The organism is Actinoplanes oblitus, from assembly GCF_030252345.1.
GTDB classification, from domain to species: Bacteria; Actinomycetota; Actinomycetes; order Mycobacteriales; family Micromonosporaceae; genus Actinoplanes; species Actinoplanes oblitus.
The window spans coordinates 2,961,437-2,983,045 of sequence record NZ_CP126980.1 but is presented as its reverse complement, the minus strand read 5'-3'; the positions used below and the strand labels follow the sequence as shown (position 1 = coordinate 2,983,045).

The window sequence follows — 21,609 nt, the reverse complement described above, 5'->3', positions numbered from 1 at the left end:
TTTCCGCACCGATCACTCGTCCGTGCTACCACCGCGCCCGCAGCGCCGCGGCAGGCGTACCTCCACCCGCAGACCCGGGTTCGCGTCGCCCAGGGTGACCGAACCGCCGTGCCGGCGCACCAGCTCCCGGACGATGGCCAGCCCCAGCCCCGACCCGCCGGCGTCCCGCGCCCGCGCATCGTCCAGCCTGGTGAACCGGTCGAAGACCCGCTCCCGATCGGCCGCCGGGATGCCCGGTCCGTCGTCGGTGACCGCGATCAGCAGGTCGCCGCCGTCCGCCACGGTACGCACCGTCACCGCCGACCGCTTGTGCCGGCAGGCGTTGTCCAGCAGGTTCGCCACCACCCGGGCGAGCGCGTCGGGCTCGGCCACCAGCGGCAGCGGCCCGGCGGCGTCTTCGTGCACCACCTCCGGGTAACGCGCCGCCACCTCCCCCACCAGCTGCCCCACGTCGATCTCCTCCGGCCGCCCGGCGACCGCCCGGCCCGCCCCGTCGTCCGAGCGGGCCAGCAACAGCAGGTCGTCCACCAACCGGGACAGCCGCTGCACGTCGGCGAGCAGGTCGTCGGTGAGCGCGGGCCAGTCGGTGTCGTCCGGCAGCCGCTGCGCCACCTCCAGCTCGGTACGCATGTTGGTGAGCGGGCTGCGCAGTTCGTGCGCCGCGTCCGCGACGAACGCCCGCTGCCGCGCCCGCGCGGTGTCCAGTCGCTGCAGCATGTCGTTCAGGGTGATCGCGAGCCGCCCGATCTCGTCGTGCGAGCCCGGCACCGGCAACCGTCCGGCGCGGGTGCCTCCGGTGATCTCCTCGGCCCCGGCCCGCAGCGCGTCGACCGGTCGCAGCGCCGCTCCCAGCGCCCGCCACATCATCGCCGCGAGCAGCGCCACCAACAGCGGGAACGCGATCAGCAACGTGACCCGGAGCAGGTGCACGCCCTGGGTGAGCTGGCTGGTCGACCGCGCCACCAGGATCCGCAACGGCTGCGTCGCCGGCCCGGCGGTGACCTTGACGACCCGGGCCGCCCCGTCGAAGCCGATCCGCTCCCCCGGGATGACCTTGCCCGCCTTGTCGGGCAGGTCCCGCAGCTCGTCCTCGTACAGGATCGGCACCAGCCGGTCCGCTGTCGCGGACACCGCCCGGACCCGCCCCTGCTCGTCGATGACCTGCACCTGCACTCCGGGCGTGACCGGGATCGGGTCGGTGAGCTGCCCCTGGTCGACCAGCCGGGCCACCCCCTCAGCCGTCTCCAGCGCCTCGGCGTGCACCGCCCGCCCCTGCGCGAAGGTCAGCACCGCGACGAGCAGCACCCCACCGGCGACCAGCCCGAACGCCAGTGCCGCCGTCGAGATCAGCAACAGCCGGGCCCGCAAGCTCAGCTCCCGCACCCGCCGGCGCATCTAGCGCCCCGCTCTCAGCGTCTCGGCACCCACAGCCGCCACCTCTCACCGTCACCAAGCCTGGTCGGTCACCGTCACCCGAAGCCCGTCAGGCCCGCGCATCCGGCACCGTCGCCGCCGCGGCGACCAACCGGTAGCCGGCGCCCCGGACCGTCTCCAGCCGCTCCCGGCCGATCTTCCGGCGCAGGTAGCCGATGTACACCTCCACGGCGTTCGGCGCGGTGTCCAGTGCGGCGTCCCAGACGTGGTCGAGCAGCTCGGTCTTGGAGACCACCTCGCCGGGGCGGCGGATCAGGTACTCCAGCAGGGCGAACTCGCGGGTCGTCAGGGTCACCTCGGTGCCGCCGACGAGCACGCGTTTCTCCGCCGGGTCGAGCTCGACGTCACCACACGCGAGGACCACCGGGCGGGCCTGGGTGCCACGACGCAGGAGGGCGCGCAGCCGGGCCAGCAGCACGACGTACGAAAAAGGTTTGGTCAGATAGTCGTCGGCGCCGCAGTCCAGGCCATCGGCCTGGTCATACTCGCCGTCCTTGGCGGAGAGCATGAGCACCGGCAACCAGTGCCGCTCGGCGCGCAACTGCCGCACCACCCGGTATCCGGAGAGCCGGGGCAGCATGACATCGAGAATCATCGCGTCATAACCGCCGTGCCGAGCCATCTCCAGGCCGTCCTGGCCGTCGTGGGCGACGTCCACCGCGAAACCCTCGGCCTGCAGACCGCGACGCAGCGCGGCGGCCAGCCGTTCCTCATCCTCCACCACCAGCAACCGCACGCACCCACCTTGGCACGCCGCCTTCCGCTCGGTACATCGGCTCTCAGTCACCTCACAGCCCGGTCCCCTAGAGCCCGGCCCTTACGGGTCCCTCTCAGCCTGGTCACAGCGGTGCCGAAGCACGATTGCTGCATACCAACGGGAGGTGGACATCGTGTCCGTGTGGAAATCGAGGCCGGCGCTCCGCTGGCTGGTGCCGGGGGCCACCGCGCTGGTCGTCATCGGGGGTGGCGCGGCGGCCGGCACGATCGTGGCCAGTGCCGACCCGTCGCTGCCGGACCGCAGCGCGGCCCAGTTGCTGGTGGATCTGCAGGGCGCCAACCCGGCCGGGCTCTCCGGCACCGTGGTGCAGAGCGCCGATCTGGGCCTGCCCGGCGTCGCGGGGCTGGCCGGCAGTCTCGGCAAATCGACCGGCGGCAACGGCCTGACCAGCCTGATCGCCGGGAGCAACACCGCCCGCGTCTGGTACGCGGGACAGGACAAGGTGCGGGTCGCCCTGCAGGGGACGCAGGGTGAGACCGACGTGATCCGCAACGGGTCGGACGTGTGGCAGTGGAGCAGCTCGGACAACACCGGCCGGCACCTCACACTGCCGGCCGACGCCGGCAAGCCGGCGAAGCACTCGCTGCCCAGCGCGGTGCCGTCGACGCCGCAGGAGGCGGCCGACGCGGCGCTCGCCGCGATCGACCCGACCACCAAGGTGGAGACGACCGGCGCGGCGCAGGTGGCCGGGCGCAACGCGTACGAACTGGTGCTCAGCCCGAAGGACACCGAGTCACTGGTCGGCCAGGTGCGGCTGGCGATCGACGCGGAGCAGCACATCCCGCTGCGCGTCGAGGTGTACGCCAAGAACGCGGTGAAGCCGGCGATCCGGGTCGCCTTCGACACGATCAGTTTCGCCGTGCCGGACGCGGAGCAGTTCACCTTCAACCCGCCGCCGGGGGCGAAGATCGACGAGACCGGTCCGAAGGAGCTCGGCTCCCCGGGCACCGTCAAGAAGCCGGTCCCGCACCCCGCCGCGCCCGCCGGGTCGAACCAGGCCGAGCCGAAGGTGATCGGCAAGGGCTGGACCACCATCGTCACCGCCTCGGTGCCGAAGGACGGTCTCGCCGAGCTGACCAAGGCCGGCAAGGGCAAGGGCGAGGAGGCCCAGCAGGTCCAGGCGCTGCTGAGCATGCTGCCCGAGGTCAGCGGGTCGTGGGGCAAGGGTCGGCTGCTGAGCGGCTCGCTCTTCAGCGTGCTGATCACCGATGACGGCCAGGTGCTGGCCGGCCTGGTGACGCCGGAGGCCTTGTACAAGGTCGCCTGACCCCCTCCCCGAAATAGTTATAGAACTCTGTCGCCCAGCATGGCATGCTTGGGCGGCAGAGTTCTATAACTTTGGAGCGGCAGATGTCAGGAACAGTAATGTCAGGGACCGAAGTGGCAACCATGAGCGCGCCGACCGCAGCCGGCCGGTTCGGGCAGTTCGGCGGGCGATATGTGCCGGAGTCCCTGGTCCCGGCCTGCGCCGCCCTGGAGGCGGCCTTCCGCGAGGCATGGGCCGACCCGGCGTTCCATGAGCGCCTCGCCCGCCTGCGTGCGGACTATGCCGGCCGCCCCACCGCGCTCACCCCGGCGGAGACCCTGTCCGCCCAGCTCGGTGTGACGCTCCTGCTCAAGCGGGAGGATCTCGCGCACACCGGCTCCCACAAAATCAACAACGTGCTGGGCCAGGCCCTGCTGGCCCAGCGGATGGGCAAGACCCGCCTGATCGCCGAGACCGGCGCCGGTCAGCACGGCGTCGCCACTGCCACCGCCGCCGCCCTGTTCGGCATGCGGGCCACCGTCTACATGGGCGAGCGCGACATCGCCCGGCAACGGCTCAACGTGTTCCGCATGGAGCTGCTCGGCGCCGAGGTCGTTCCGGTGACCAGCGGCAGCCGCACGCTGAAGGACGCCACCAACGAGGCGATGCGAGCCTGGGTCGCCGCTGTCGACGAGGCGCACTTCTGCCTCGGCTCGGTGGCCGGCCCGCATCCCTACCCATGGCTGGTCCGCGAGTTGCAGCGGGTGATCGGCGAGGAGGCCCGGGCGCAGACACCCGTGATCCCCGACGTGGTGGTGGCCTGCGTCGGCGGCGGCTCCAACGCGGCCGGCACGTTCGCCGGGTTCGTCGACACACCGGCCCGGCTGATCGGCGTGGAGGCGGCCGGCGGCGCGGCGATGACCAACGGCACGCCCGGCGTCGTGCACGGATATCGCTCCCTGGTGTTGCAGGACACCCACGGGCAGGTGCGCGAGGCCGAGTCGATAGCGGCCGGCCTGGACTATCCCGGCGTCGGCCCGGAGCACGCCCATCTGGGCACCAGCGGCCGCGCGGAGTACCGGACCGTCACCGACGCCGAGGTGCTCGACGCGCTGCGCCGGCTGGCCCGCAGCGAGGGGATCATCTGCGCGCTGGAGTCGGCACACGCGGTGGCCTGGGTGCTGCGCGCGGCCGGCACCCCCGACCTGCCGACCGGCTCCACCGTGCTGCTGACCCTCTCCGGGCGCGGCGACAAGGACATGGCGACGCTGGCGGGTGAGGTCCAGTGAAACGGCTCAACCCCTATCTGACCGGCGGCATCACCCCGGACTGGATCGATTACCTGCTCGCCTTCCAGGCGGCCGGCGCCGACGCGGTGGAGATCGGGCTGCCGTTCTCCGACCCGATGCTCGACGGTGCCACCATCCAGCAGGCCTCCGATCAGGCGTTGCGGCGCGGCGCCACGGTGGCGTCCATTCTCACCGACCTGACCGAGGCTCGCGAGCGCATCCACCTCCCGCTGATCGCGATGACCTACGCCAACCTCGTCTTCCGCGGTGACCCGTTCACCACCAGCCCCGCCACGGGCGGCGGCCCGGAGGCGTTCTGCCGGCGGCTCGCCGACGCTGGACTCTCCGGTCTCATCGTGCCCGACGTGCCGATCGACGAGGTGGACCGCCTCGAGGCGGCCGCCACGGCCGCCGGCATCGACCTGGTGCTGCTGGCCGCGCCGGTCACCCCACCCGATCGGCTGGCCGAGATCGGCCGGCGCAGTCGCGGCTTCATCTACGCCGTGAGCGTCATGGACACCACCGGGGAGCGCGATGCCCTCGCCACGACCGCGGCGCCTCTCGCCGCGCGGATCAAAGCGGTCACCGACCTGCCGGTGCTGCTCGGGTTCGGCATCTCCACGCCCGACCAGGCCGCCACGGCCGCGCGAGCCGGGGACGGGGTGGTGATCGGCGCCGCCCTGATGCGTAGGGTTCTGGACGGTGCGTCACCCGATGACCTGCGAGGCGAGGTCGCCGCGTTCCGCGCCGCTCTCGACCAGGTCGACCAGGAGGTGCCCGCTGCCCACGCGCACGCCCAAATATCAGGTGATCGCCGATGACCTGACCAGCAAGATCAAGGACGGTGAGTGGCCGCCCGGGACCGCGCTGCCCCCGCAGAAGGAACTCAGCACGCGTTATGGGGTCACCCTGGCGACGCTGCGGCAGGCCCTCAAGCGGCTGGAGGACGAGGGTCTGCTGTCGCAGGAGCCGGGGCGGGGCACGTTCGTGTTCCCCCGGGCGAAATACCAGCTCACCACGCTGCACGGGTTCGCCGACGACCTGCGGGCCCAGGGCCACACGGTGACCACGGAGATCCTCGATCAGGCCGTCGGCACCCCGCCGGACTGGGCAGCCGCGGCGCTCGGTGACCGGCCGGCGCTGCGCCTGGAGCGGGTGCGGCTGGTGGCCGGGCGGCCCGCCGTGCACCAGATGTCCTGGGTGCGCGGCACCGAGCTGGTCACCGCGGACCTGAGCGACACCTCGCTCTACGCGGTATTGGTCGACCACGGCCACCTGGTGCACCGGGCCTCCGAGGTGGTGCGGCCCGGCCTGCTCGCCGAGCCGGTCGCCGGCCTGCTGCGGCGGCCCTCGGGCGAGCCGGTGCTGGTCTCCGAGCGGGTGACCTATGCCCTGGACGGCTCGGCGCTGGTCGTCGACCGCGCCACCATGCTCGGCTCAGCCATGGAGATCCGCACCGAGCGCGCCGCTTCCGGCCTGTCCGTCCACTGGAGCCGCCCCACGACCTGACCAGCCACTACACGTTCATCGTGCCGATCGGCGCGTCACCGGCCAGCCGGCGACAACCAGCTCAACGGTCACCTGACGACCCCACACGGGGAACCGGTCCCCCGGCCAGCGGCGAGCCGAGCGGCTGAGCGAGCGGCTGAGCGAGCTGTCACTTGCGGAACCACGGGGTCAGTGCCACCTCCACCGCCACCTCGACCGCCCGCTGGACGGCGGCCGGGTCGGTCGGCTGCTCCACGTCCTCCATCAGGACCTGCAGCGCCCCGGTGACCGCGCCGACGAAGGCACCGGTCAGGGCCGCCGCACGAACCTCGTCGATCTCGCCGGGGAATGCCGCCGCCAGCCGGCGGGCGATCTCCCGTTGCATGTCCATCTGGACCTGCAGCCCACGCCCGCGCACCGCGGGAACCGTCCGGATCAGCCGCATCCGCAGCACGCCGATCCGCCCGGTCAGGTCGTCGGTGTCCTCCCCGACCCGGCGCAGCGCCTCCAGCAGCACCTCGGCCGGTCCGTCCGCCGGGCCGCGATGGGCGATCGCCTCGACCGCGGCCCGCAGCCGCCCGTCGGTCTCCGGGAAGAGCAGATCCTCCTTGCTGGCGAAGTAGCTGAAGAACGTCCGGGTGCCGATCTCCGCGGCCGCCGCGATGTCCGCGATGGTCGTCGCGTCATAGCCGCGCGACTCGAACAGGTCGGCTGCGGCGGTGACGAGGGCCTGCCGGGTGCGGGTGCGTTTGCGATCACGGAGAGACACGCTTCGCACTTTACCGCATCAACTGCAAATCGGCACTGGTTGCATTTCTGCACTCGATGCGTTTTTCTGAAGTCGCCATGCGGGATCGACACCCCCACGGGAGGACACCGTGCAGCGCACCGCACTCATCTCCGGCGCCGGCATCGCCGGCACTACCGCCGCCTACTGGCTGGCCCGTCACGGCTGGCAGACCACCATCGTCGAGCGGGCCGCCGGCCTCCGCTCCAGCGGCAACCCGGTCGACGTGCGCGGACCGGCCCTCCCGGTCGCCGACCGGATGGGCATCCTGCCGAGCCTGCGCGCCCTCGCCACCCACGCGAGGGGCATCCGCGTGCTGGACCCCGGCGGCCGACCGATCGCCCGCCTCCCGATGGGTTCCGACGACGGTGACGTCGAAATCATGCGCGGCGACCTGGCCGGGGTGCTCTGGTCGGCCGCCCGGGACGACACCGAGCTGATCGTCGACGACACCATCACCGCGATGGATCAGGACGCGGACGGCGTCGACGTCACCTTCGAGCGGTCCGCCCCGCGCCGGTTCGACCTGGTCATCGGGGGCGACGGCCTGCACTCGGCGGTGCGCCGGATCGCCTTCGGCCCGGAGCCCGGGTTCTCCGAGTTCCTCGGCCTCTACGTGGCGACCGTCCAGTTCGGCGGCCCGCCGGCGAACCCCGACGAGGTGGAACTGCTCAACGTTCCGGGCCGCCTGCTCGCGCTGCACCCGGCACGCGGCGAGGCCGGCGCCGCGTTCATCTTCCGGCACCCGGAGCTGACCGCCGCCGACCGGCGCGACACGGCGGCACAGCAGCGGGTGATCACGAAGGCCTATCGGGGCGTCGGCTGGCGCGTACCGGAAATCCTCGACCGCCTGCGGGAAGCCGACGACATCTACTTCGACGCGGTCGTCCGGGTCCGCCTGGACTCCTGGACCCGCGGCCGGATCACCCTGCTCGGCGACGCCGCGTCCTGCGTCTCGCTCTTCGGCGACGGCTCCACGCTGGCCATCGCCGGGGCACACCGCCTGGCCACCGCGCTCGCCGGCAGCCCCGCCGACCCGCGGGCCGCGCTGCGCCGCTACGAGGCCGAGCACCGCAAGCTGACCACCCCGAAACAGCGCCGCGTCCACCTGGCCGCCACCCTGCTGGTCCCGGCTCACCGCCTCACCCTCGCCACCCGCAACACCGTCGCCCGAGTCCTCAGCCGCGCCTAGATCAAGACCGATTTCCGGTACGGCGATCAGCGCGCACCCGGGCATCACGCGGCGTGGCGTTTTTGAAATGAAAACCGTTTCCAACAAGATGGGTGCATCGGGTTCACCGTCGAAAGGAAACAGTCATGTCGCTCAACGTGTCGCCGGATCTGCTCGCCGTCGCGGAACGCGGAGAGGTCACCGACGCCGAGTTCGTCGCGTGCGTGCGCGAGTCACTGCCGTACGCATGGGAGGTGGTCACCACGGTGGTGACCGACCTGCGGGCCAACGGCGCGGACTTCGCCGATCATGAGGTCCCGCCGCCCTCCGACCTGGAGCGCGGCCAGCTGCTGCGGGCGCTGGCCAGCGACGCCATCCGCGGTGGCCTGGAACGCCACTTCGGCGCCAAGCTGGCATTCCAGAACTGCCACCGGGTGGCCGCCTTCGACTTCTCGGCGGTGGGCAGCGAGCGGTTCCAGCGCTTCGTCTCCCCACGCGGCCAGCTGCTCAACCAGTCCCCTGAGCTGCGCAACTGCTGATGAGCCGGGCCGGGCGGCCCACCCGCCCGGCCCCGCACCCTTCCACCCGGCCCGCACCCCTCAAGCCGCCACATCCGTCGGCCGCCCAACCGGAGGGAACCGCCCGGCCCGCACCCCTCCACCGCCACCACACCCGTCGACCGCCCAACCGGAGGGAACCGCCCGGCCCGCGCCCTCCACCGCCACCACAGCCTCGACTGCCCAGCCGGAGGGAACCGCCCGGCCAACCCGCGCCCACGCGAGCGGCCCCTCGCTCCGCTGGGCCTTTCTCCACGAGCAGCCCCTCGCCCGCCGACGCCTCCTCCGCCAGACCGTCGTTTGGTCCGCAGGACTGACCCCGAAGCGAATAGCCGACCGCCGCCATAGCCGTGGGTTATCCACACCAGCGCCTTGTCCACAGCCCACCCGCGCAAGGCCCGCCTCCGGCACCACACTGTCTTCGGGGACGGCCCCCTGGGTGGGCGGGGACTGGGAGGTGGCGGGGACTGGGAGGTGGCGGGACTGGGAGGTGGCGAAGACCGAAACTCGGCGGGGACCCGGAGACGGCGAGAACCGCGGCACGGCGGGAACCCGGACACGGCGAAGACCGGGAGACGGCGGGTTGGCTGGGAAAGATCGCGGGTAGGCAACGATATGCGAGACTTCGGCGGGTTGATCGCGTACCGATGACCAATATGCCCCAGAATGCCCGGCGTGACCGTTGAAAAAATGGCGGAGCAAACGCACGTCCGGCTGGTGGCCGGGCTGGGATCGGGTGGCCAGCTTGTCTACGAGACGGTGCTGACCCGGACCATCGAGCCGGATCTGCACCTGGTGCTCGGCACGCCCGCGTTCGTCGAGGGGATCGCGGCGGGCGATCAGATCCGGGTACGCGCGGGCGGCGGCTTCGAGGTCGTCCACCGCGGCGGGAACATCTGCCTGCTGGTGGTCCCCGGCGACCCGCCCGCGCCGGAGGACCTGGCCCCGCTCCGGGACAGCTTCGACGACCTGGGCGGGATCGTCGAGCTGCCCGCGGACCGCCGGTTCATCGTGATCACCGTGCCGGCCGCCGCGGGCTTCGACGCGGTCGAGGCGGCCATCGACGCGTGGACCACCCCGCGTGGCGACCACTGGGAGTACGGCAACGTCTACGACCCGGACGGCAACCCCCTGAACTGGTGGGACTGAGCCAGGCAGCTACGAGCGCGGACGAGACGGGTTCAGCGGCCCAGCACGGTCAGCGCCGCGTCGACGATCGAGCCGCTGTCGATGCCGTGCAGGCGGTACGCCTCGGCGAGGCTGGAGGACTGGCCGAACGCGGTCACCCCGAGACACCGGATCCGGTCGCCCCGGGCGCCGGCGAGGAAGGCCAGCGTGTGCGGGTGACCGTCGAGCACGGTGACGAGCGCGGCCGGATGCGCGGCCGGGAACAGTTCGTCCAGGATGCCGCCGCCCAGCCCGGCCGTCCGGCTGCCGCGCTGCTGGAAGGAGCGGAAGACCAGATCCGGACTCGTCAGGCAGACCACGCCGGCCTTGACGTGCTGGTCCGCCAGCGCGTTCGCGGCGGCGATCACCTCGGGCATGATCGCGCCGACGCCGACCAGCGTGACCTGCTCGTCCTGCGGCGGGTGGCCGGCGGGGAGCCGGTAGCCACCGGCGACCGCCTGCCGCCGGCGGCGTTCGCGGAGCGCCGGGTCGTCGGGCACCTGGGCGAGCCGCGGGTCGACGGGCCGGGTGGAGAGCCGGAAGTAGGCGGACGAGCCGCCCTCCACGCCCACCCCGCTCATCGCGTGCAGGAAGCACCACTCCAGGTCCTGGGCGAACGCCGGCTCCCAGGCGACGCACTCGGGCTGCTCCAGCCCGATCGACGGGGTGGTGATGGACTGGTGCGCCCCGCCCTCCGGCGCCAGGGTCACCCCGGACGGCGTGCCGACCAGGATGGACTGCCCGCCGGCGTAGATGCCGTAGGACCAGGGTTCGAGGGCGCGGCTGACGAACGGGTCGTAGAGCGTGGCGATCGGGATGAGCCGCTCACCCCAGCGGGACCAGGTCGCACCGAGCTCGCCGGCCAGGGAGACCAGGTTGACCTCGGCGATGCCGAGTTCGATGTGCTGGCCGTTGCTGTTCTCCTGCCAGCGCAGCACGCGCTCGGCGTCGTCGGCGAACCAGTCGTGCCGGTCCTCCACCGACCACACGCCGGTCTTGTTGATCCAGCCGCCCAGGTTGGTGGAGGAGGCGACGTCCGGCGAGCAGGTCACCACCCGGGCGGCGGCCTCCGGGGCGTCGCGTGGCAGGTCGGCCAGGAGCCGGCCGAGGGCGGCCTGGGTGCTGACCGGCTTGCGGTATCCGTGGCCCAGCTCGGCCGGCACCGGGATCGGCGCGGTGGGTGCGACCTTCTCCCGGCGCAGCGCGCCGGCCCGCTGCCGGCACAGCTCACCGGCGGCGGTGCCGGCCGGGAAGCGCTGCCACGGCGCCTGTCGGTCCATGCCGCAGGAGACCGCGAGGGCATCCATCTGTACGGCGGACAGCAACGCGGAGTGGTTGTTCGGATGCCCCTCGGTGGGCAGGCCGCGTCCCTTGACCGTGTAGGCGAACACCACGCTGGGGCGGTGCTGGTCGACGCCGCGGAAGGTGTCGACCAGCAGCTCCAGGTCGTGACCGCCGAGGTCACGGACGGCCTCGGCCAGCTCCTCCGGCGAGATCTCCGCCAGTAGCTCCTTGAGCTGCGGGTCGTCGCCGCCGGCGAGGATCCGCTCGGCGATCTGCGCCGGCCCGACCCGCAGCATCCGCTGGTACTCCTCGTTCGGCATGGCCTCCAGCCGGGCGCGCAGCGCCGGACCGCCGGGACGTTCGAACAGCCGCGAGATGACCCGGCCCCACTTGAGGACGACGACCTGCCACCCGGCGGCGGCGAACATGCCCTGCAGCTTGGCGATCTGGATGTCCGGGACGACCCGGTCCAGCGACTGCCGGTTGAGGTCGACCACCCAGAGCAGCTCACCGAGCTTGGCGACCGCCGGATCCATTACGGCTTCCCAGATGGCGCCCTCGTCCAGCTCGGCGTCGCCGAGCAGGCTGACGAACCGGCCACCGGCCGGCGCGCCGGGGAACCGGGAGCCGAGGTAGCGGTGCGCCATGGCGGCCCACAGCGCGGCCGTCGCCCCGATGCCGACCGAGCCGGTGGAGAAGTCGACGGTGCCGGGATCCTTGCGCCGGGACGGGTAGGACTGCAGGCCGCCCTTCTCGCGCAGCCTCGGCAGGTACGACTCGTCCAGGTCACCGAGCAGGTAGTTGATCGCGTGCAGCACGGGCGAGGCGTGCGGTTTGACCGACACCCGGTCCCGGTCGGTCAGCTCGGCGAACCACAGGGCGACCATGATGTCGACCATCGACGCGCTGGACGCCTGATGGCCGCCCACCTTGACGCCGGAGTCGTTGGGCCGGCCGGCGTTCGCCGCGTTGACTATCGACGCCGCCAGCCACAGGACGCGGCGGGCGATCTCGCGCAGGGTCGCGGCGTCGGGCTGCACGGCGGTCGGCAGGTGGGTCATCGGTGTCTCCGGTGGGTGGTCGCTATCGGGTGGCAGCGTGTACGGGCGCGCCGGCGGTGGCCGCGAGCGCCTGATCTAGATCCTGCAGCAGGTCGTCGCAGTGTTCCAGGCCAACCGAGAGTCTCACCAGTGCGGCGCACGGCCGCGCGTCGGCGGCGACCGGCCGGTGCGTCAGCGAGGCCGGGTGCTGGATCAGGGAATCGACCCCGCCCAGGGAGACGGCGTGGGTGAACAGCCGGGTGCCGGTGGTGAGCGCGGCGGCGGCGTCGAACCCGCCGCGCAGGGTGACCGACAGCATGGCGCCGGTGCCGCGCATCTGCCGGCCCAACAGGCCCCGGGGGTCGCCGTCGAGACCGGGGTAGAAGACCTGGTCGACGGCCCGGTGCCCGGCCAGCCAGGTGGCGATCCGGGCCGCGGTGCCCTGCTGGGCGCGTACCCGGATGGGCAGCGTCGTCAGGCCGCGGTGGAGCAGGTAGCCGCCGAGCGGGTGGAGCAGGCCGCCGGTGACCGCGCGGACCTGGCGCAGCCGGGCGGCGGTGTCCTCGTCGCACGCGATGACGCCGGCGACCACGTCACCGTGCCCGCCGAGGTACTTGGTGGCGCTGTGCAGCACCATCGCCGCGCCGAGGGCCGCCGGGTTCTGCAGGATCGGGGTGGCGAAGGTGTTGTCGACCAGCACCGGGACGCTTCCGGCCCGGTCCACGACGGCCGCGATGTCGGCCAGGTCCAGGCTCGGGTTGGCCGGGGTCTCCAGGATGACCAGGCCGGTGTCCGGCCGGATGGCGGCGGCGACGTGCGCCTCGTCGCAGAAGCTGACCTCGGTGCCGAGCAGGCCGGTGGCGAGCAGGTGGTCGGTGCCGCCGTACAGCGGGCGTACCGCCACCACATGACGCCGGCCGGTCATCGTGGTGTGTGCCAGGATCGCCGCGGTCATCGCCGCCATCCCGGATCCGAACGCGACGGCGGTCTCGGTGTGCTCCAGCTGGGCCAGCGCCGTCTCGAACCGGGCCACTGTCGGGTTCCAGAGCCGGGCGTACACGGCGCCGCCCTCCGGGAGGGGATGGCCGCCGGTCGCCATGGCCTCGTAGGACTCGCCGCCGCGGAGGATGTCCGGCAGCGGGTTCGTCGACGAGAGGTCGAGGGGCAGGGCGTGGACGCCGAGCGCGGTGAGATCCTCACGGCCGGCGTGCACGGCGAGCGAATCGCTGTGCAGTGAGCTGGTCATGCCAGGAGGTTTCCGCTTATCGCAAAGTTTTCCTAGACTCTTCGTGGAATCCACGAACAGGTACGCCGAACCTGTCTTTTCGAGCAAGTTCGACCGGAGTTGGGAGCGATGTCATTGCGGAATGCGCAACCGGCACGGGGCGCCGCTCCGGCGGGCACCGTCGACGATCTCGACCGGCTCCTGCTGAGCCTGCTCACCGAGGACGCCGCGGTGACCAACAAGGCCCTCGCCGATCGCCTCGGGCTGGCCGAGTCCACCTGCGCCTACCGGGTCCGGGCACTGCGCGAGGCCGGGGTCATCACCGGCACCCGGGCGCAACTGGACCTGGCGCTGCTGGGCTACCCGTTGCAGGCGATCGTCAAGGTCCGGCTGGGCAGCCACACCATGGCCAACGTCAGTCAGCTGTACGACGCCCTGGCCACCGCCCCGGGCGTGATCCAGGCCTTCCACCTGGCCGGCGCCGACGACTTCCACCTGCACGTGGCGGTCGAGGACGCCGAGGCGCTGCGGGACTTCGTGTTACGGCACGTCACCACGCATCGGGTGGTGCGGCAGACCGAGACCCACCTGGTCTTCGAGGTGCGGCGGGGTGCCGGGGTGCTCGCCGGCGGCGGTGACCGCGGGAAGCGGTGACGGCGCCACCGCGCGTTTCCCGAGCCGGTCGAGATCTTTGTCGCAGGTACCCTTCACCGGCGTTCATCCCCTTGGCGAGACGCCTCGGGCGCCGGGCTCCGGATAGCCGTCGATGCTCATCGAGTTGTGCAGCCGTGCGGTCTTGGTGGTGAGGCGCAGCAGGGCCCGGCCGGGCGCGGCCGGCAGCGCGGACAGCAGGCGAGCGCCCTGGACCAGTCCCGACACCCCGAGGCGGGACCTGGGTATCAGGGTCCTCGCCGCACTCAGCGCGGCCGCCCGGCACGTACCGCGCCATCGCCTGCTCGTATGCGGGAAACGCGCGCTCGTGGTCGCCGCCCGCCCGCGCCAGTTCCCCGGCGAGGACGTAGGCGCCGACGACGGCCAGGCTGGTGCTGCCGCCGACCGCCGGGCCCGGGCAATAGCCCGCGTCGCCCACCAGCGGCACCCTCCCCCGCGACCAGATGTCCATCCGCACCTGGGTGATCGAGTCGAAGTAGAACGCCGGGGTGCGGTCGAGCTCGTCCAGCCAGCGGTCCACGTCGGCGTGCAGGCCCGTGAACGCGCCGCGCAGCAACTCCTTCTGCCGGTGCGCGTCGTGGCGGTGGTAGTCGAGCTCACGGTCACTAGGCGTTCCTGGCCGCGCAGGAGGCGCGGGGCGAGGTCGAGCCCCGAGCCCTGCTGGAGGGCTACTTCGACTTCCTCTACCGCCACCGCGAGGAGCTCATGCTCATGCTCCGCGAGCTGACCACGCTCGCCGACCTGGGCCTCATCGGCCTCGTCCTGGACTGGCGCGCCCGGCTGGGCAAGCTGCTGCACGGCCCGGAACCCACCCTCGCCCAGGCGACCCGGGCCGCAGTCGCCGTCGGTGGCCTCCAGGACTGCGCGCTGCAGTTCCCCGACGCGCCCGAGGACGACCTCCGCCGGGCGGCCGTCGATGCCGCGTGCGCAGCCCTGGGCCTCGACCGACACAGCTAGCCCGCGTTTCGGAGTCCGACCGGGGCTGCGGCGTGGCCGCCGGCTCGGGCGAGGACGCCGCTCGGCGTAACGGGCTAGCCGCGCAGCGCCGGCTCGCGCAGTTCGGCACGCTGCCGGGGCACCACCACGGTCCCCGCTCCGGCCACCGGCCGATGGCCGCGCACCACCGCGTACGCCAGGGCGAGCAGGACCAAGGCGGCGATCGCGTCCAGCCAGTAGTGATTGCCGGTGGCCACCACGACCAGCAGGGTCACCACCGGGTGCGCGAGCCACCACCCGCGCCACCGTCCCGACGTGGCGGCGATCAGGGCCACCGCCACCACCACGGCCCAGCCGACGTGCAGCGACGGCATCGCGGCGTACTGGTTGGAGAGCTGGTCGGTCTCCGGGGCGCCGTAGACGGCGGGACCGTAGAGCCGGCCCAGGTCGAGCATGCCGGTGTCGGCGAGCATCCGGGGCGGGGCCAGCGGCATCACGAAGTGCACCAGCAGCGCCGCGCCGGTCACCAGGGCGAGCACGTTGCGGGTCCAGCGGTAGTGGGCCGGCCGGCGGAGGTAGAGCCAGATCAGGCAGGCCACGGTGGCCGGGAAGTGGATGTACGCGTAGTAGCAGTTCGCCACCTCGACCAGCGCGTGCCAGGAGAGCAGCCGGTGCTGGACGCTCAGCTCACCCGGCAGATGCAGCCACCGCTCCAGATCCCACACCCGGCGCGCGTTGCCGAACGCCTCGCCCACGTGCCCGTTCGCGGCCAGCCGGCCGATCTTGTAGATCACGAACATGACGGCGACCAGGCCGAGCTCGCGGAGCGCGGCGAGCCATCGGGACCGGGTGGCGGCAGGTGGGGCGACGGTCACACCAGGCTCCTCGGCGGCGAGAAAGGCGTTGAAGGTGACGATGAAGCGGGGCAGGAGCTGGTGAAACCGGGAAAGTCGCTACATCGCTGGCGGAGGGCGACCTGGCGGGACACCGGCGCGACCCTAGTACCGACTCGCAACACCACCGCTGACGTGCGGTTTCTTCAGGAGGGCGAAGCCCGGGTGTCCACCGGTCAAGCGGAACCTGAATCAACCATGACGCCCAGCATCGGTCGATCTTGCCGGGAGTGCAAGATTCATCGGGCGAATAGTGACGTTCCCCTCGCGCCCGAGACACTCGAAACCACAAAGCCGAGACACTCGGAACCGAACGGCGGAGACGCTCAGAACCGACGACCCGAGACGACCAGCGCCACGGTCGCGACCCCGGCGGCCACCAGCGGCAGCCACATCGCGCTCATCGCGTACGCGACAAGGAGCGCGACCGACAAACCCGCCGCAACCCCTCCGCCGATGACCGCGCGCCGCGGCAGGAACCGCAGGCACCGCCACGGCAGGCGTCCGGCCGGCAGCAGCACCCGGGCCGTGAAGGCGACCATGACCACCGCCACGACCAGCGCGACGCCCTGCGCGAGCAAGGCGGCGAGCGGCCAGCGGACGGCCGCGAGACGCACCCCGAGCACCAGCGGCACGCCGGCCGCGAGCCCGTGACGCAGCCCGGCCAGCACGCCCAGGATCGGCCACGCCAGCGCTTCGCCGCCGAGCCGGGCCGGCTGATCCGCGGCCAGTTCGCGCAGACCGCGCATGGCGTCGGCGACGTGCAGCCGTTCCGCGTCGAGCAGCGCGGCCAGCCAGCGTCCGCCGGGGCTCGCCGGATCCTCGGCCAGGGCCGCCCGGGTCGCGCGCGCGGCGGCCCGGCGCCGGCCGGCGACCCGCTCCACGTCGGCCAGCGTGAGCAGGCTCGGCACCGAACGCGGGTCGACGGCGAGCGCCTGCCGGGCGGCGGCCCGGGCCCGCCGGAAATCTCGCGCCGCGGCGTGCGCGCGGGCCAGGACGCGGTGCGCCTCAGGTTCGCCCGGACACGACCGGACCGCTTCGGTCGCGGCCGCGACGGCTTCTCCGGTACGCGTGAGCACGATCAGGGTCTCGGCCCGTTCCGCGTGCCCGCCCGCCGCGCCGGGTTCCGCCACGATCGCGGCGTCCGCGGCGGCCAGGGCCTCGTCCGGGCGGCCGGCCAGCCGGAGTACCGCGGCGAGCAGCGTCAGCAGTCCCGGATCGCCGGGCCGGTCCAGCAGGGCGAGGCGCAGCTCGGCCTCGGCCTGGTCGAGCCGGCCGAGCTCGGCGAGCAGCCGCGCCCGCGAGGCCGCCTCGGTCACGCGGCGGCCGGCCGCACGCGCCGCCGGGTCGGGGACGGGGCGGGGATCAACGGGGCTTGCGCTTCTTGAGGTAGGCGGCCAGGTCGTCGTACTCGCCGTTCTGGTTGGCGAACATGGCCACGTTGCGGGCGGTGCTGAACCAGGCGTCGGTGGAGGGCCGGATCTCGGCGGCGGCGGCCAGCATGTCCGCCTGGTTGATCATGCGGATCTCGCCGGTGGCGATGGAGTCGCGCATCGCGAACTCGGCGGCGGTCTCGCACAGGTGGGCCAGGTCGGCGCCGGAGAAGTTGTCGGTGGCCGCGGCGACCGCGTCCAGATCGACGCCGGCCACCGGGCGGTCGCGCAGGTGGAACTCGACGATCGACGCGCGGGCCGGCCGGTCCGGGGGCAGCACCAGCACGGTCCGGTCCAGGCGCCCCGGCCGGCGCAGGGCGGCGTCCACGTCCCAGGGTGCGTTCGTCGCGGCCAGGACGAAGACGCCGTCGTTGCCGCCCTGGACGCCGTCGAGCTCGGTGAGCAGCTGATTGACCACGGTACGCATGGCCGAGGAGTGCAACTGGCTGCGCTTGTGGCCGAGCGCGTCGATCTCGTCGAGAAACAGCACGCAGGGCGCGTGCCCGCGAGCCGACTCGAACAGGTCGTGCAGGTTGCGCTCCGAACTGCCCACCCACATGTTGAGCACGTCGGTGATCGAGAGCGAGACGAACGCCGCGCCCATCTCACCGGCCACCGCCCGGGCCAGGAACGTCTTGCCGCAGCCGGGCGGGCCGTAGAGCAGCAGGCCGCCGCGCAGGCTCTTGCCGAACAGGCTGCGCAGTTTCGGGTTGCGCAGCGGGCCGAGGAAGGAGACCTCGAGGCGTTTCTTGACCTCGGCCATGCCACCGACGTCGGCGAGGGTGACGGTGGACCGCTCGACGTCGAAGGCGCGGTCGGCGTGGCCGGCCACCGGCTCCGGCTCGTCGCCGGAGCGGGCGAACCTCGGCGGCACCGCGTCGCCGAACTGCTGCTCCAGCGCCGCCCAGTCGACGCCACCGGCCGGCTTCCCCGGATCCGCCGCCGAACCGGAGGCGGTCGCCGGCGGCGGGGCGGCCGCGGCTGGGGCCTGGCCGGCGGACGCGGGAGCCGGATCGGACGGCGCCGCGGGAGCCGGGGCCGGGCCGCCGCCCAGGGCGGACGCCATCAGGGTGCGGGCTGCCGCGTTGCCCGGCTCGCGGGTGAGCACCTGAGCGGCATGCTCGATCGCCTCCGCGCCCCGCCCGGCCGCGACCAGGAGCTCGGCCAGGTGCAGCCGCAGCGGCAGGTCGTCGGGGCGGGCCTGGACCGCCGCGGTGAGGCTCTCGATCAGGGCGTCGCTCATGAGAGGCGATTATGCCCGCGTCCGGCCCGCGCACCGCCTCCGGCTGGCGCCCGGGGTGAGTCCGCCGGCCGCTTCCGGGACGGCGGCGAGTCGTCCACACCAGCGCGTTGTCCACAGCCCCGCCCCGGGAGGGCCCGTTTCCGCGCCACACTGTCTCCTGGGACGGCCCCCAGGGCGGGCGGGGACTCGAGAGCGGCGGGGACTCGAGAGTGGCGGGCCACCTCGCACTCAGCGGTTGTCGAGGGTGCGGAAGAAGCTGATGACGTCCGTGGCGAACAGGTCGGGGACCTCCAGGGCGGCGAAGTGGCCGCCGCGCGGGAACTCCGTCCAGTGCCGGACGTCGTAGCGCTGCTCGACGAGCGGCCGGATCGCCTGGGTGATGTCGCCGGGCAGGACCGCGACGCCGAGCGGCGCGGCACAGGTCACCGGCACGTTCACGCCGCTCTCCTTGACCAGCCGGGCGGATGAGCCGGCGGTGCGGTGGAACCAGTGGTGGGCGACGTCGGCCAGGATCCGGTGGTCGGGCACCGGGGTGGCCGGGTCGGCCCAGCGGTCGAACTTGTCCGCCCAGAAGGCGAGCAGGCCGGTCGGCGAGTCGGTGAAGGCGTACGCCGGGGTCTGCGGCCCGGTGGCGAACAGCATCTGGTGCGGGTGCCGGTTCTTGGCCAGCTCCATGGTCTTCGCGAGCCGCGCCTGGTCGGACGGCGACAGCCCGTCCGGCGAGCCGGCCGTGGGCAGGTAGTTGACGTGCACACCGGCCACGTTCTCCGGCGCCAGGGCGGCCAGGTGCCGGGAGATGCCGGAGCCCCAGTCGCCGCCCTGCGCGCCGTACCGCCGGTAGCCCAGGGCGGCCATCAGCTCGGCCCAGGCTCCGGCGACCCGCTGCTGGCTCCAGCCGCGCCGGGTGGTGGGCCCGGACAGCCCGAAGCCGGGGATGGCCGGGACGACCACGTGGAAGTGCTCGGCGAGCCGGTCGACGACGTCCAGGAACTCGACGGTGGAGCCGGGCCAGCCGTGGGTCAGCACTATCGGCAGGGCGTGCGGGTCGGCGTTGCGCAGGTGCATGAAGTGGACCCGGTCGCCGCCGATCTCCGTGACGAACTGCGGGTACGCGTTGAGCTCGGTCTCGTGGGCGCGCCAGTCGAACGTCAGCCACTGGTCGGCGAGGGCGCGAACCCGGGCGAGCGGGATGCCGTACTCGTCGCCGGCGCCGGGCAGCTCGTCGGGCCAGCGGGTGCGGGAGAGCCGGTCGGTGAGGTCGTCGAGGTCGGACTGCGGCAGCCGGATCCGGAATTCATTCATGCGGCTAACGTTAGTCGGCCTAACGTTAGTTCGTCCAATGTTATGGTGGACACATGGACCATCTACCGAGCTGGCTGCTGACACAGGCCGCCGCGCACGCGCACCGGCTGGTCGGCGACGGGTTCGCCGAGGTGGGCGCGCGCGGTTACCACTACCGGCTGCTGGAGTCGCTGATCGCCGACGGCCCGGCCAGCCAGGCGGCCCTCGGGCGACGGACCGGCGTCCACCTGAGCGACCTGGTGGGCGCGCTCAACGAGCTGGCCGCCGACGGCTACGTGGCGCGCTCCCCCGATCTCGGCGACCGGCGGCGCAACGTCATCACGGTGACCGAGCCGGGCCGGGAGCGGGCGCACGAGCTGGCGGAGCGGGCGGCGGCGATCCAGGACGAGTTGCTGGCGCCACTGAGCGCGAGAGAGCGCGACGAGCTGGCGGCGCTGCTGCGCAAGGTGCTGGCCGGGGCTTCCCGCCGTACGCGAAGGGTCTGAAAAAGCAACCGCTCCCGGCGGAAACCGGGAGCGGTTGTGTCACCTGGACCGAGGGCCTAGCCCGCGGGCCGGCGATAGCCGGCGATCGGACCACGATCGATGGTCGCCATCCGCACGTGGTCGCCCGTGTGCGGCGCGTGCACCACCATGCCACCACCGATGTAGATGGACACATGGTGCACATCGGAGTAGTAGAAGACCAGGTCACCGGGTCTCAACTCACTGCGGCTCACCGGTTTCGTGGAACCCCACTGATCCTTCGTGTAGTGCTCGAGGTGCACGCCGACGGACGCCCACGCCTCTTTCGTCAGGCCCGAGCAGTCGTAGCTGTCCGGACCCTCGGAACCGAAGACGTAGGGCTTGCCGATCAGGTCGCAGGCCTTCTGCGCGGCCCGGCCACCGATGTCGTTGGTGTAGTCGACCGGGCACGGCCCGGTCTTGTACGGCCCGTCGTCGGCCTTGCCGTACGCCTTCACCCGCAGTTTCTGCAGGGCGGTGATCTCCTTCTCGATCGCCGACTTCTTGGTCTTGAGGTCGGTGTCCCGAGTGGCGATCTCGGACGCCAGAGCGTCCAGTTTCTCCTTGTCAGCGGCGTACTTGTCGCGCAGCTTCACGACACCGCTGATCGACTCGCGGCGGTTGGCGGCCAGCTGCTCGAGGAGCGAGAGCTTCTCGGTCAGGCCGGTCGGCGAACCGCTCAGAATCGCGCCCATGGCGCTCGGCGGACCCTGCATGTAGGCGTCCGACGCGAGGCCGCGGACTTCGGCCAGTGCCACGTCCACTTGTTTCTGCAGCGGAGCGAGCGTCTTGTTCAGCTGCTTCTGCTGCTTCTGCAGCTTGAGCAGCTTCCCGTGGGTGTCGTTGAAGTCCTCGATCACCGGCTCGAGTTCGTTCCACTGCTTGTCGATCTGGTCCTCGACGCTGGACGGCGAGGGCGTGGCGTGGGCAACGACAGGTCCGGTGACAACGAGTCCGGCAGCGGCAACCGCACAGAGCAGGCCGCGTAGTACGCGCTTCACGTAGGTGCGTTGTCCTTTCTTCCACTCGGCCGCCGACCGGGTTAGCTGACGGGTTCGGGCGGGAAGCACGCCCGGCCGCTCTCCAACGGCTTCACCCCACCTACCTGGGTCCCCGGCTCGCCGTCGCGGCGATTGGGCGGTGGTTCGTCAGATCGGCCGG

The 21,609-nt window shown here is 72.5% G+C and carries 21 protein-coding genes and 1 riboswitch; of the genes, 10 read left to right on the top strand and 11 right to left on the bottom strand.

Annotated elements, in window-relative coordinates; all coding sequences use genetic code 11:
* Nucleotides 1-12: 12 nt before the first annotated feature.
* Together Actob_RS13340 and Actob_RS13335 are read right to left on the bottom strand one after the other, a co-directional pair.
* Nucleotides 13-1,395, bottom strand: a complete 1,383-nt coding sequence (locus Actob_RS13340) for a sensor histidine kinase (RefSeq protein WP_284920476.1) — start codon at nucleotides 1,393-1,395, stop codon at nucleotides 13-15.
* An 88-nt stretch (nucleotides 1,396-1,483) separates the two neighbouring features.
* Nucleotides 1,484-2,170 carry a response regulator transcription factor gene (locus tag Actob_RS13335; protein ID WP_284920475.1) on the bottom strand — a complete coding sequence of 229 codons (687 nt, stop codon included), beginning with the start codon at nucleotides 2,168-2,170 and terminating at the stop codon, nucleotides 1,484-1,486.
* Nucleotides 2,171-2,324: 154 nt separating this feature from the next.
* On the opposite strand from Actob_RS13335, the gene Actob_RS13330 reads away from it, so the two are divergent.
* The 4 genes from Actob_RS13330 to Actob_RS13320 all read left to right on the top strand — a co-directional run bounded on the left by Actob_RS13330 (nucleotide 2,325) and on the right by Actob_RS13320 (nucleotide 6,256).
* Complete coding sequence (locus Actob_RS13330; protein ID WP_284922309.1) at nucleotides 2,325-3,479, top strand: LolA family protein; 1,155 nt, start codon at nucleotides 2,325-2,327, stop codon at nucleotides 3,477-3,479.
* 98 nt (nucleotides 3,480-3,577) lie between these two features.
* On the top strand, nucleotides 3,578-4,747 hold the full coding sequence (trpB, locus tag Actob_RS13325) for a tryptophan synthase subunit beta (protein ID WP_284922308.1): 1,170 nt from the start codon (nucleotides 3,578-3,580) through the stop codon (nucleotides 4,745-4,747).
* Complete coding sequence (gene trpA / locus Actob_RS44000) at nucleotides 4,744-5,568, top strand: tryptophan synthase subunit alpha (protein ID WP_407653630.1); 825 nt, start codon at nucleotides 4,744-4,746, stop codon at nucleotides 5,566-5,568. The genes trpB and trpA overlap by 4 nt, the downstream gene beginning before the upstream one ends.
* Entirely contained in the window at nucleotides 5,555-6,256 is a 702-nt protein-coding gene (locus tag Actob_RS13320) for a GntR family transcriptional regulator (RefSeq protein WP_284920474.1), read from the top strand. The genes trpA and Actob_RS13320 overlap by 14 nt, the downstream gene beginning before the upstream one ends.
* 148 nt (nucleotides 6,257-6,404) lie before the next feature.
* Here the strand turns inward: Actob_RS13320 and Actob_RS13315 are convergent, their stop codons facing one another.
* Entirely contained in the window at nucleotides 6,405-7,004 is a 600-nt protein-coding gene (locus Actob_RS13315) for a TetR/AcrR family transcriptional regulator (protein WP_284920473.1), read from the bottom strand.
* Between the two features lie 109 nt (nucleotides 7,005-7,113).
* Between Actob_RS13315 and Actob_RS13310 the strand changes: the two genes are divergently transcribed.
* The 3 genes from Actob_RS13310 to Actob_RS13300 all read left to right on the top strand — a co-directional run bounded on the left by Actob_RS13310 (nucleotide 7,114) and on the right by Actob_RS13300 (nucleotide 9,899).
* Nucleotides 7,114-8,214: an FAD-dependent monooxygenase gene (locus Actob_RS13310; protein ID WP_284920472.1), complete on the top strand. Its 1,101-nt coding sequence runs from the start codon at nucleotides 7,114-7,116 to the stop codon at nucleotides 8,212-8,214.
* Nucleotides 8,215-8,339: 125 nt separating this feature from the next.
* On the top strand, nucleotides 8,340-8,732 hold the full coding sequence (locus Actob_RS13305; RefSeq protein ID WP_284920471.1) for an SCO5389 family protein: 393 nt from the start codon (nucleotides 8,340-8,342) through the stop codon (nucleotides 8,730-8,732).
* Nucleotides 8,733-9,440: 708 nt separating this feature from the next.
* Entirely contained in the window at nucleotides 9,441-9,899 is a 459-nt protein-coding gene (locus Actob_RS13300) for a DUF4265 domain-containing protein (RefSeq protein WP_284920470.1), read from the top strand.
* A 32-nt stretch (nucleotides 9,900-9,931) separates the two neighbouring features.
* Here the strand turns inward: Actob_RS13300 and Actob_RS13295 are convergent, their stop codons facing one another.
* Together Actob_RS13295 and Actob_RS13290 are read right to left on the bottom strand one after the other, a co-directional pair.
* Nucleotides 9,932-12,262 carry a transketolase-like TK C-terminal-containing protein gene (locus Actob_RS13295; protein WP_284920469.1) on the bottom strand — a complete coding sequence of 777 codons (2,331 nt, stop codon included), beginning with the start codon at nucleotides 12,260-12,262 and terminating at the stop codon, nucleotides 9,932-9,934.
* A 22-nt stretch (nucleotides 12,263-12,284) separates the two neighbouring features.
* On the bottom strand, nucleotides 12,285-13,487 hold the full coding sequence (locus Actob_RS13290) for a trans-sulfuration enzyme family protein (protein ID WP_284920468.1): 1,203 nt from the start codon (nucleotides 13,485-13,487) through the stop codon (nucleotides 12,285-12,287).
* Nucleotides 13,488-13,595: 108 nt separating this feature from the next.
* On the opposite strand from Actob_RS13290, the gene Actob_RS13285 reads away from it, so the two are divergent.
* Nucleotides 13,596-14,120: an Lrp/AsnC family transcriptional regulator gene (locus Actob_RS13285; RefSeq protein WP_284920467.1), complete on the top strand. Its 525-nt coding sequence runs from the start codon at nucleotides 13,596-13,598 to the stop codon at nucleotides 14,118-14,120.
* 63 nt (nucleotides 14,121-14,183) lie between these two features.
* Here the strand turns inward: Actob_RS13285 and Actob_RS13280 are convergent, their stop codons facing one another.
* Nucleotides 14,184-14,345, bottom strand: a complete 162-nt coding sequence (locus Actob_RS13280) for a hypothetical protein (RefSeq protein ID WP_284920466.1) — start codon at nucleotides 14,343-14,345, stop codon at nucleotides 14,184-14,186.
* A gap of 498 nt (nucleotides 14,346-14,843) precedes the next feature.
* On the opposite strand from Actob_RS13280, the gene Actob_RS13275 reads away from it, so the two are divergent.
* Nucleotides 14,844-15,095: a hypothetical protein gene (locus Actob_RS13275; RefSeq protein ID WP_284920465.1), complete on the top strand. Its 252-nt coding sequence runs from the start codon at nucleotides 14,844-14,846 to the stop codon at nucleotides 15,093-15,095.
* Between the two features lie 74 nt (nucleotides 15,096-15,169).
* Here Actob_RS13275 and Actob_RS13270 read toward each other — a convergent pair whose 3' ends face one another.
* From Actob_RS13270 to Actob_RS13255, 4 genes are all read right to left on the bottom strand, one after another.
* Nucleotides 15,170-15,949, bottom strand: coding sequence for a phosphatase PAP2 family protein (locus Actob_RS13270; protein ID WP_284920464.1), 780 nt, complete (start codon nucleotides 15,947-15,949; stop codon nucleotides 15,170-15,172).
* Nucleotides 15,950-16,293: 344 nt separating this feature from the next.
* Complete coding sequence (locus tag Actob_RS13265; RefSeq protein WP_284920463.1) at nucleotides 16,294-17,286, bottom strand: tetratricopeptide repeat protein; 993 nt, start codon at nucleotides 17,284-17,286, stop codon at nucleotides 16,294-16,296.
* A 46-nt stretch (nucleotides 17,287-17,332) separates the two neighbouring features.
* Nucleotides 17,333-18,643 carry an AAA family ATPase gene (locus Actob_RS13260; RefSeq protein ID WP_284920462.1) on the bottom strand — a complete coding sequence of 437 codons (1,311 nt, stop codon included), beginning with the start codon at nucleotides 18,641-18,643 and terminating at the stop codon, nucleotides 17,333-17,335.
* 228 nt (nucleotides 18,644-18,871) lie between these two features.
* Complete coding sequence (locus Actob_RS13255; protein WP_284920461.1) at nucleotides 18,872-19,945, bottom strand: epoxide hydrolase family protein; 1,074 nt, start codon at nucleotides 19,943-19,945, stop codon at nucleotides 18,872-18,874.
* Between the two features lie 53 nt (nucleotides 19,946-19,998).
* Here Actob_RS13255 and Actob_RS13250 point away from each other — a divergent pair, with 53 nt between their 5' ends.
* Complete coding sequence (locus Actob_RS13250) at nucleotides 19,999-20,430, top strand: MarR family winged helix-turn-helix transcriptional regulator (protein WP_284920460.1); 432 nt, start codon at nucleotides 19,999-20,001, stop codon at nucleotides 20,428-20,430.
* A gap of 56 nt (nucleotides 20,431-20,486) precedes the next feature.
* Here Actob_RS13250 and Actob_RS13245 read toward each other — a convergent pair whose 3' ends face one another.
* A complete protein-coding gene (locus Actob_RS13245) occupies nucleotides 20,487-21,449 on the bottom strand; it encodes a C40 family peptidase (protein WP_284920459.1) in 963 nt (320 codons plus the stop codon).
* A 15-nt stretch (nucleotides 21,450-21,464) separates the two neighbouring features.
* Nucleotides 21,465-21,598, bottom strand: a riboswitch (cyclic di-AMP (ydaO/yuaA leader).
* Between the last annotated feature and the right edge of the window lie 11 nt (nucleotides 21,599-21,609).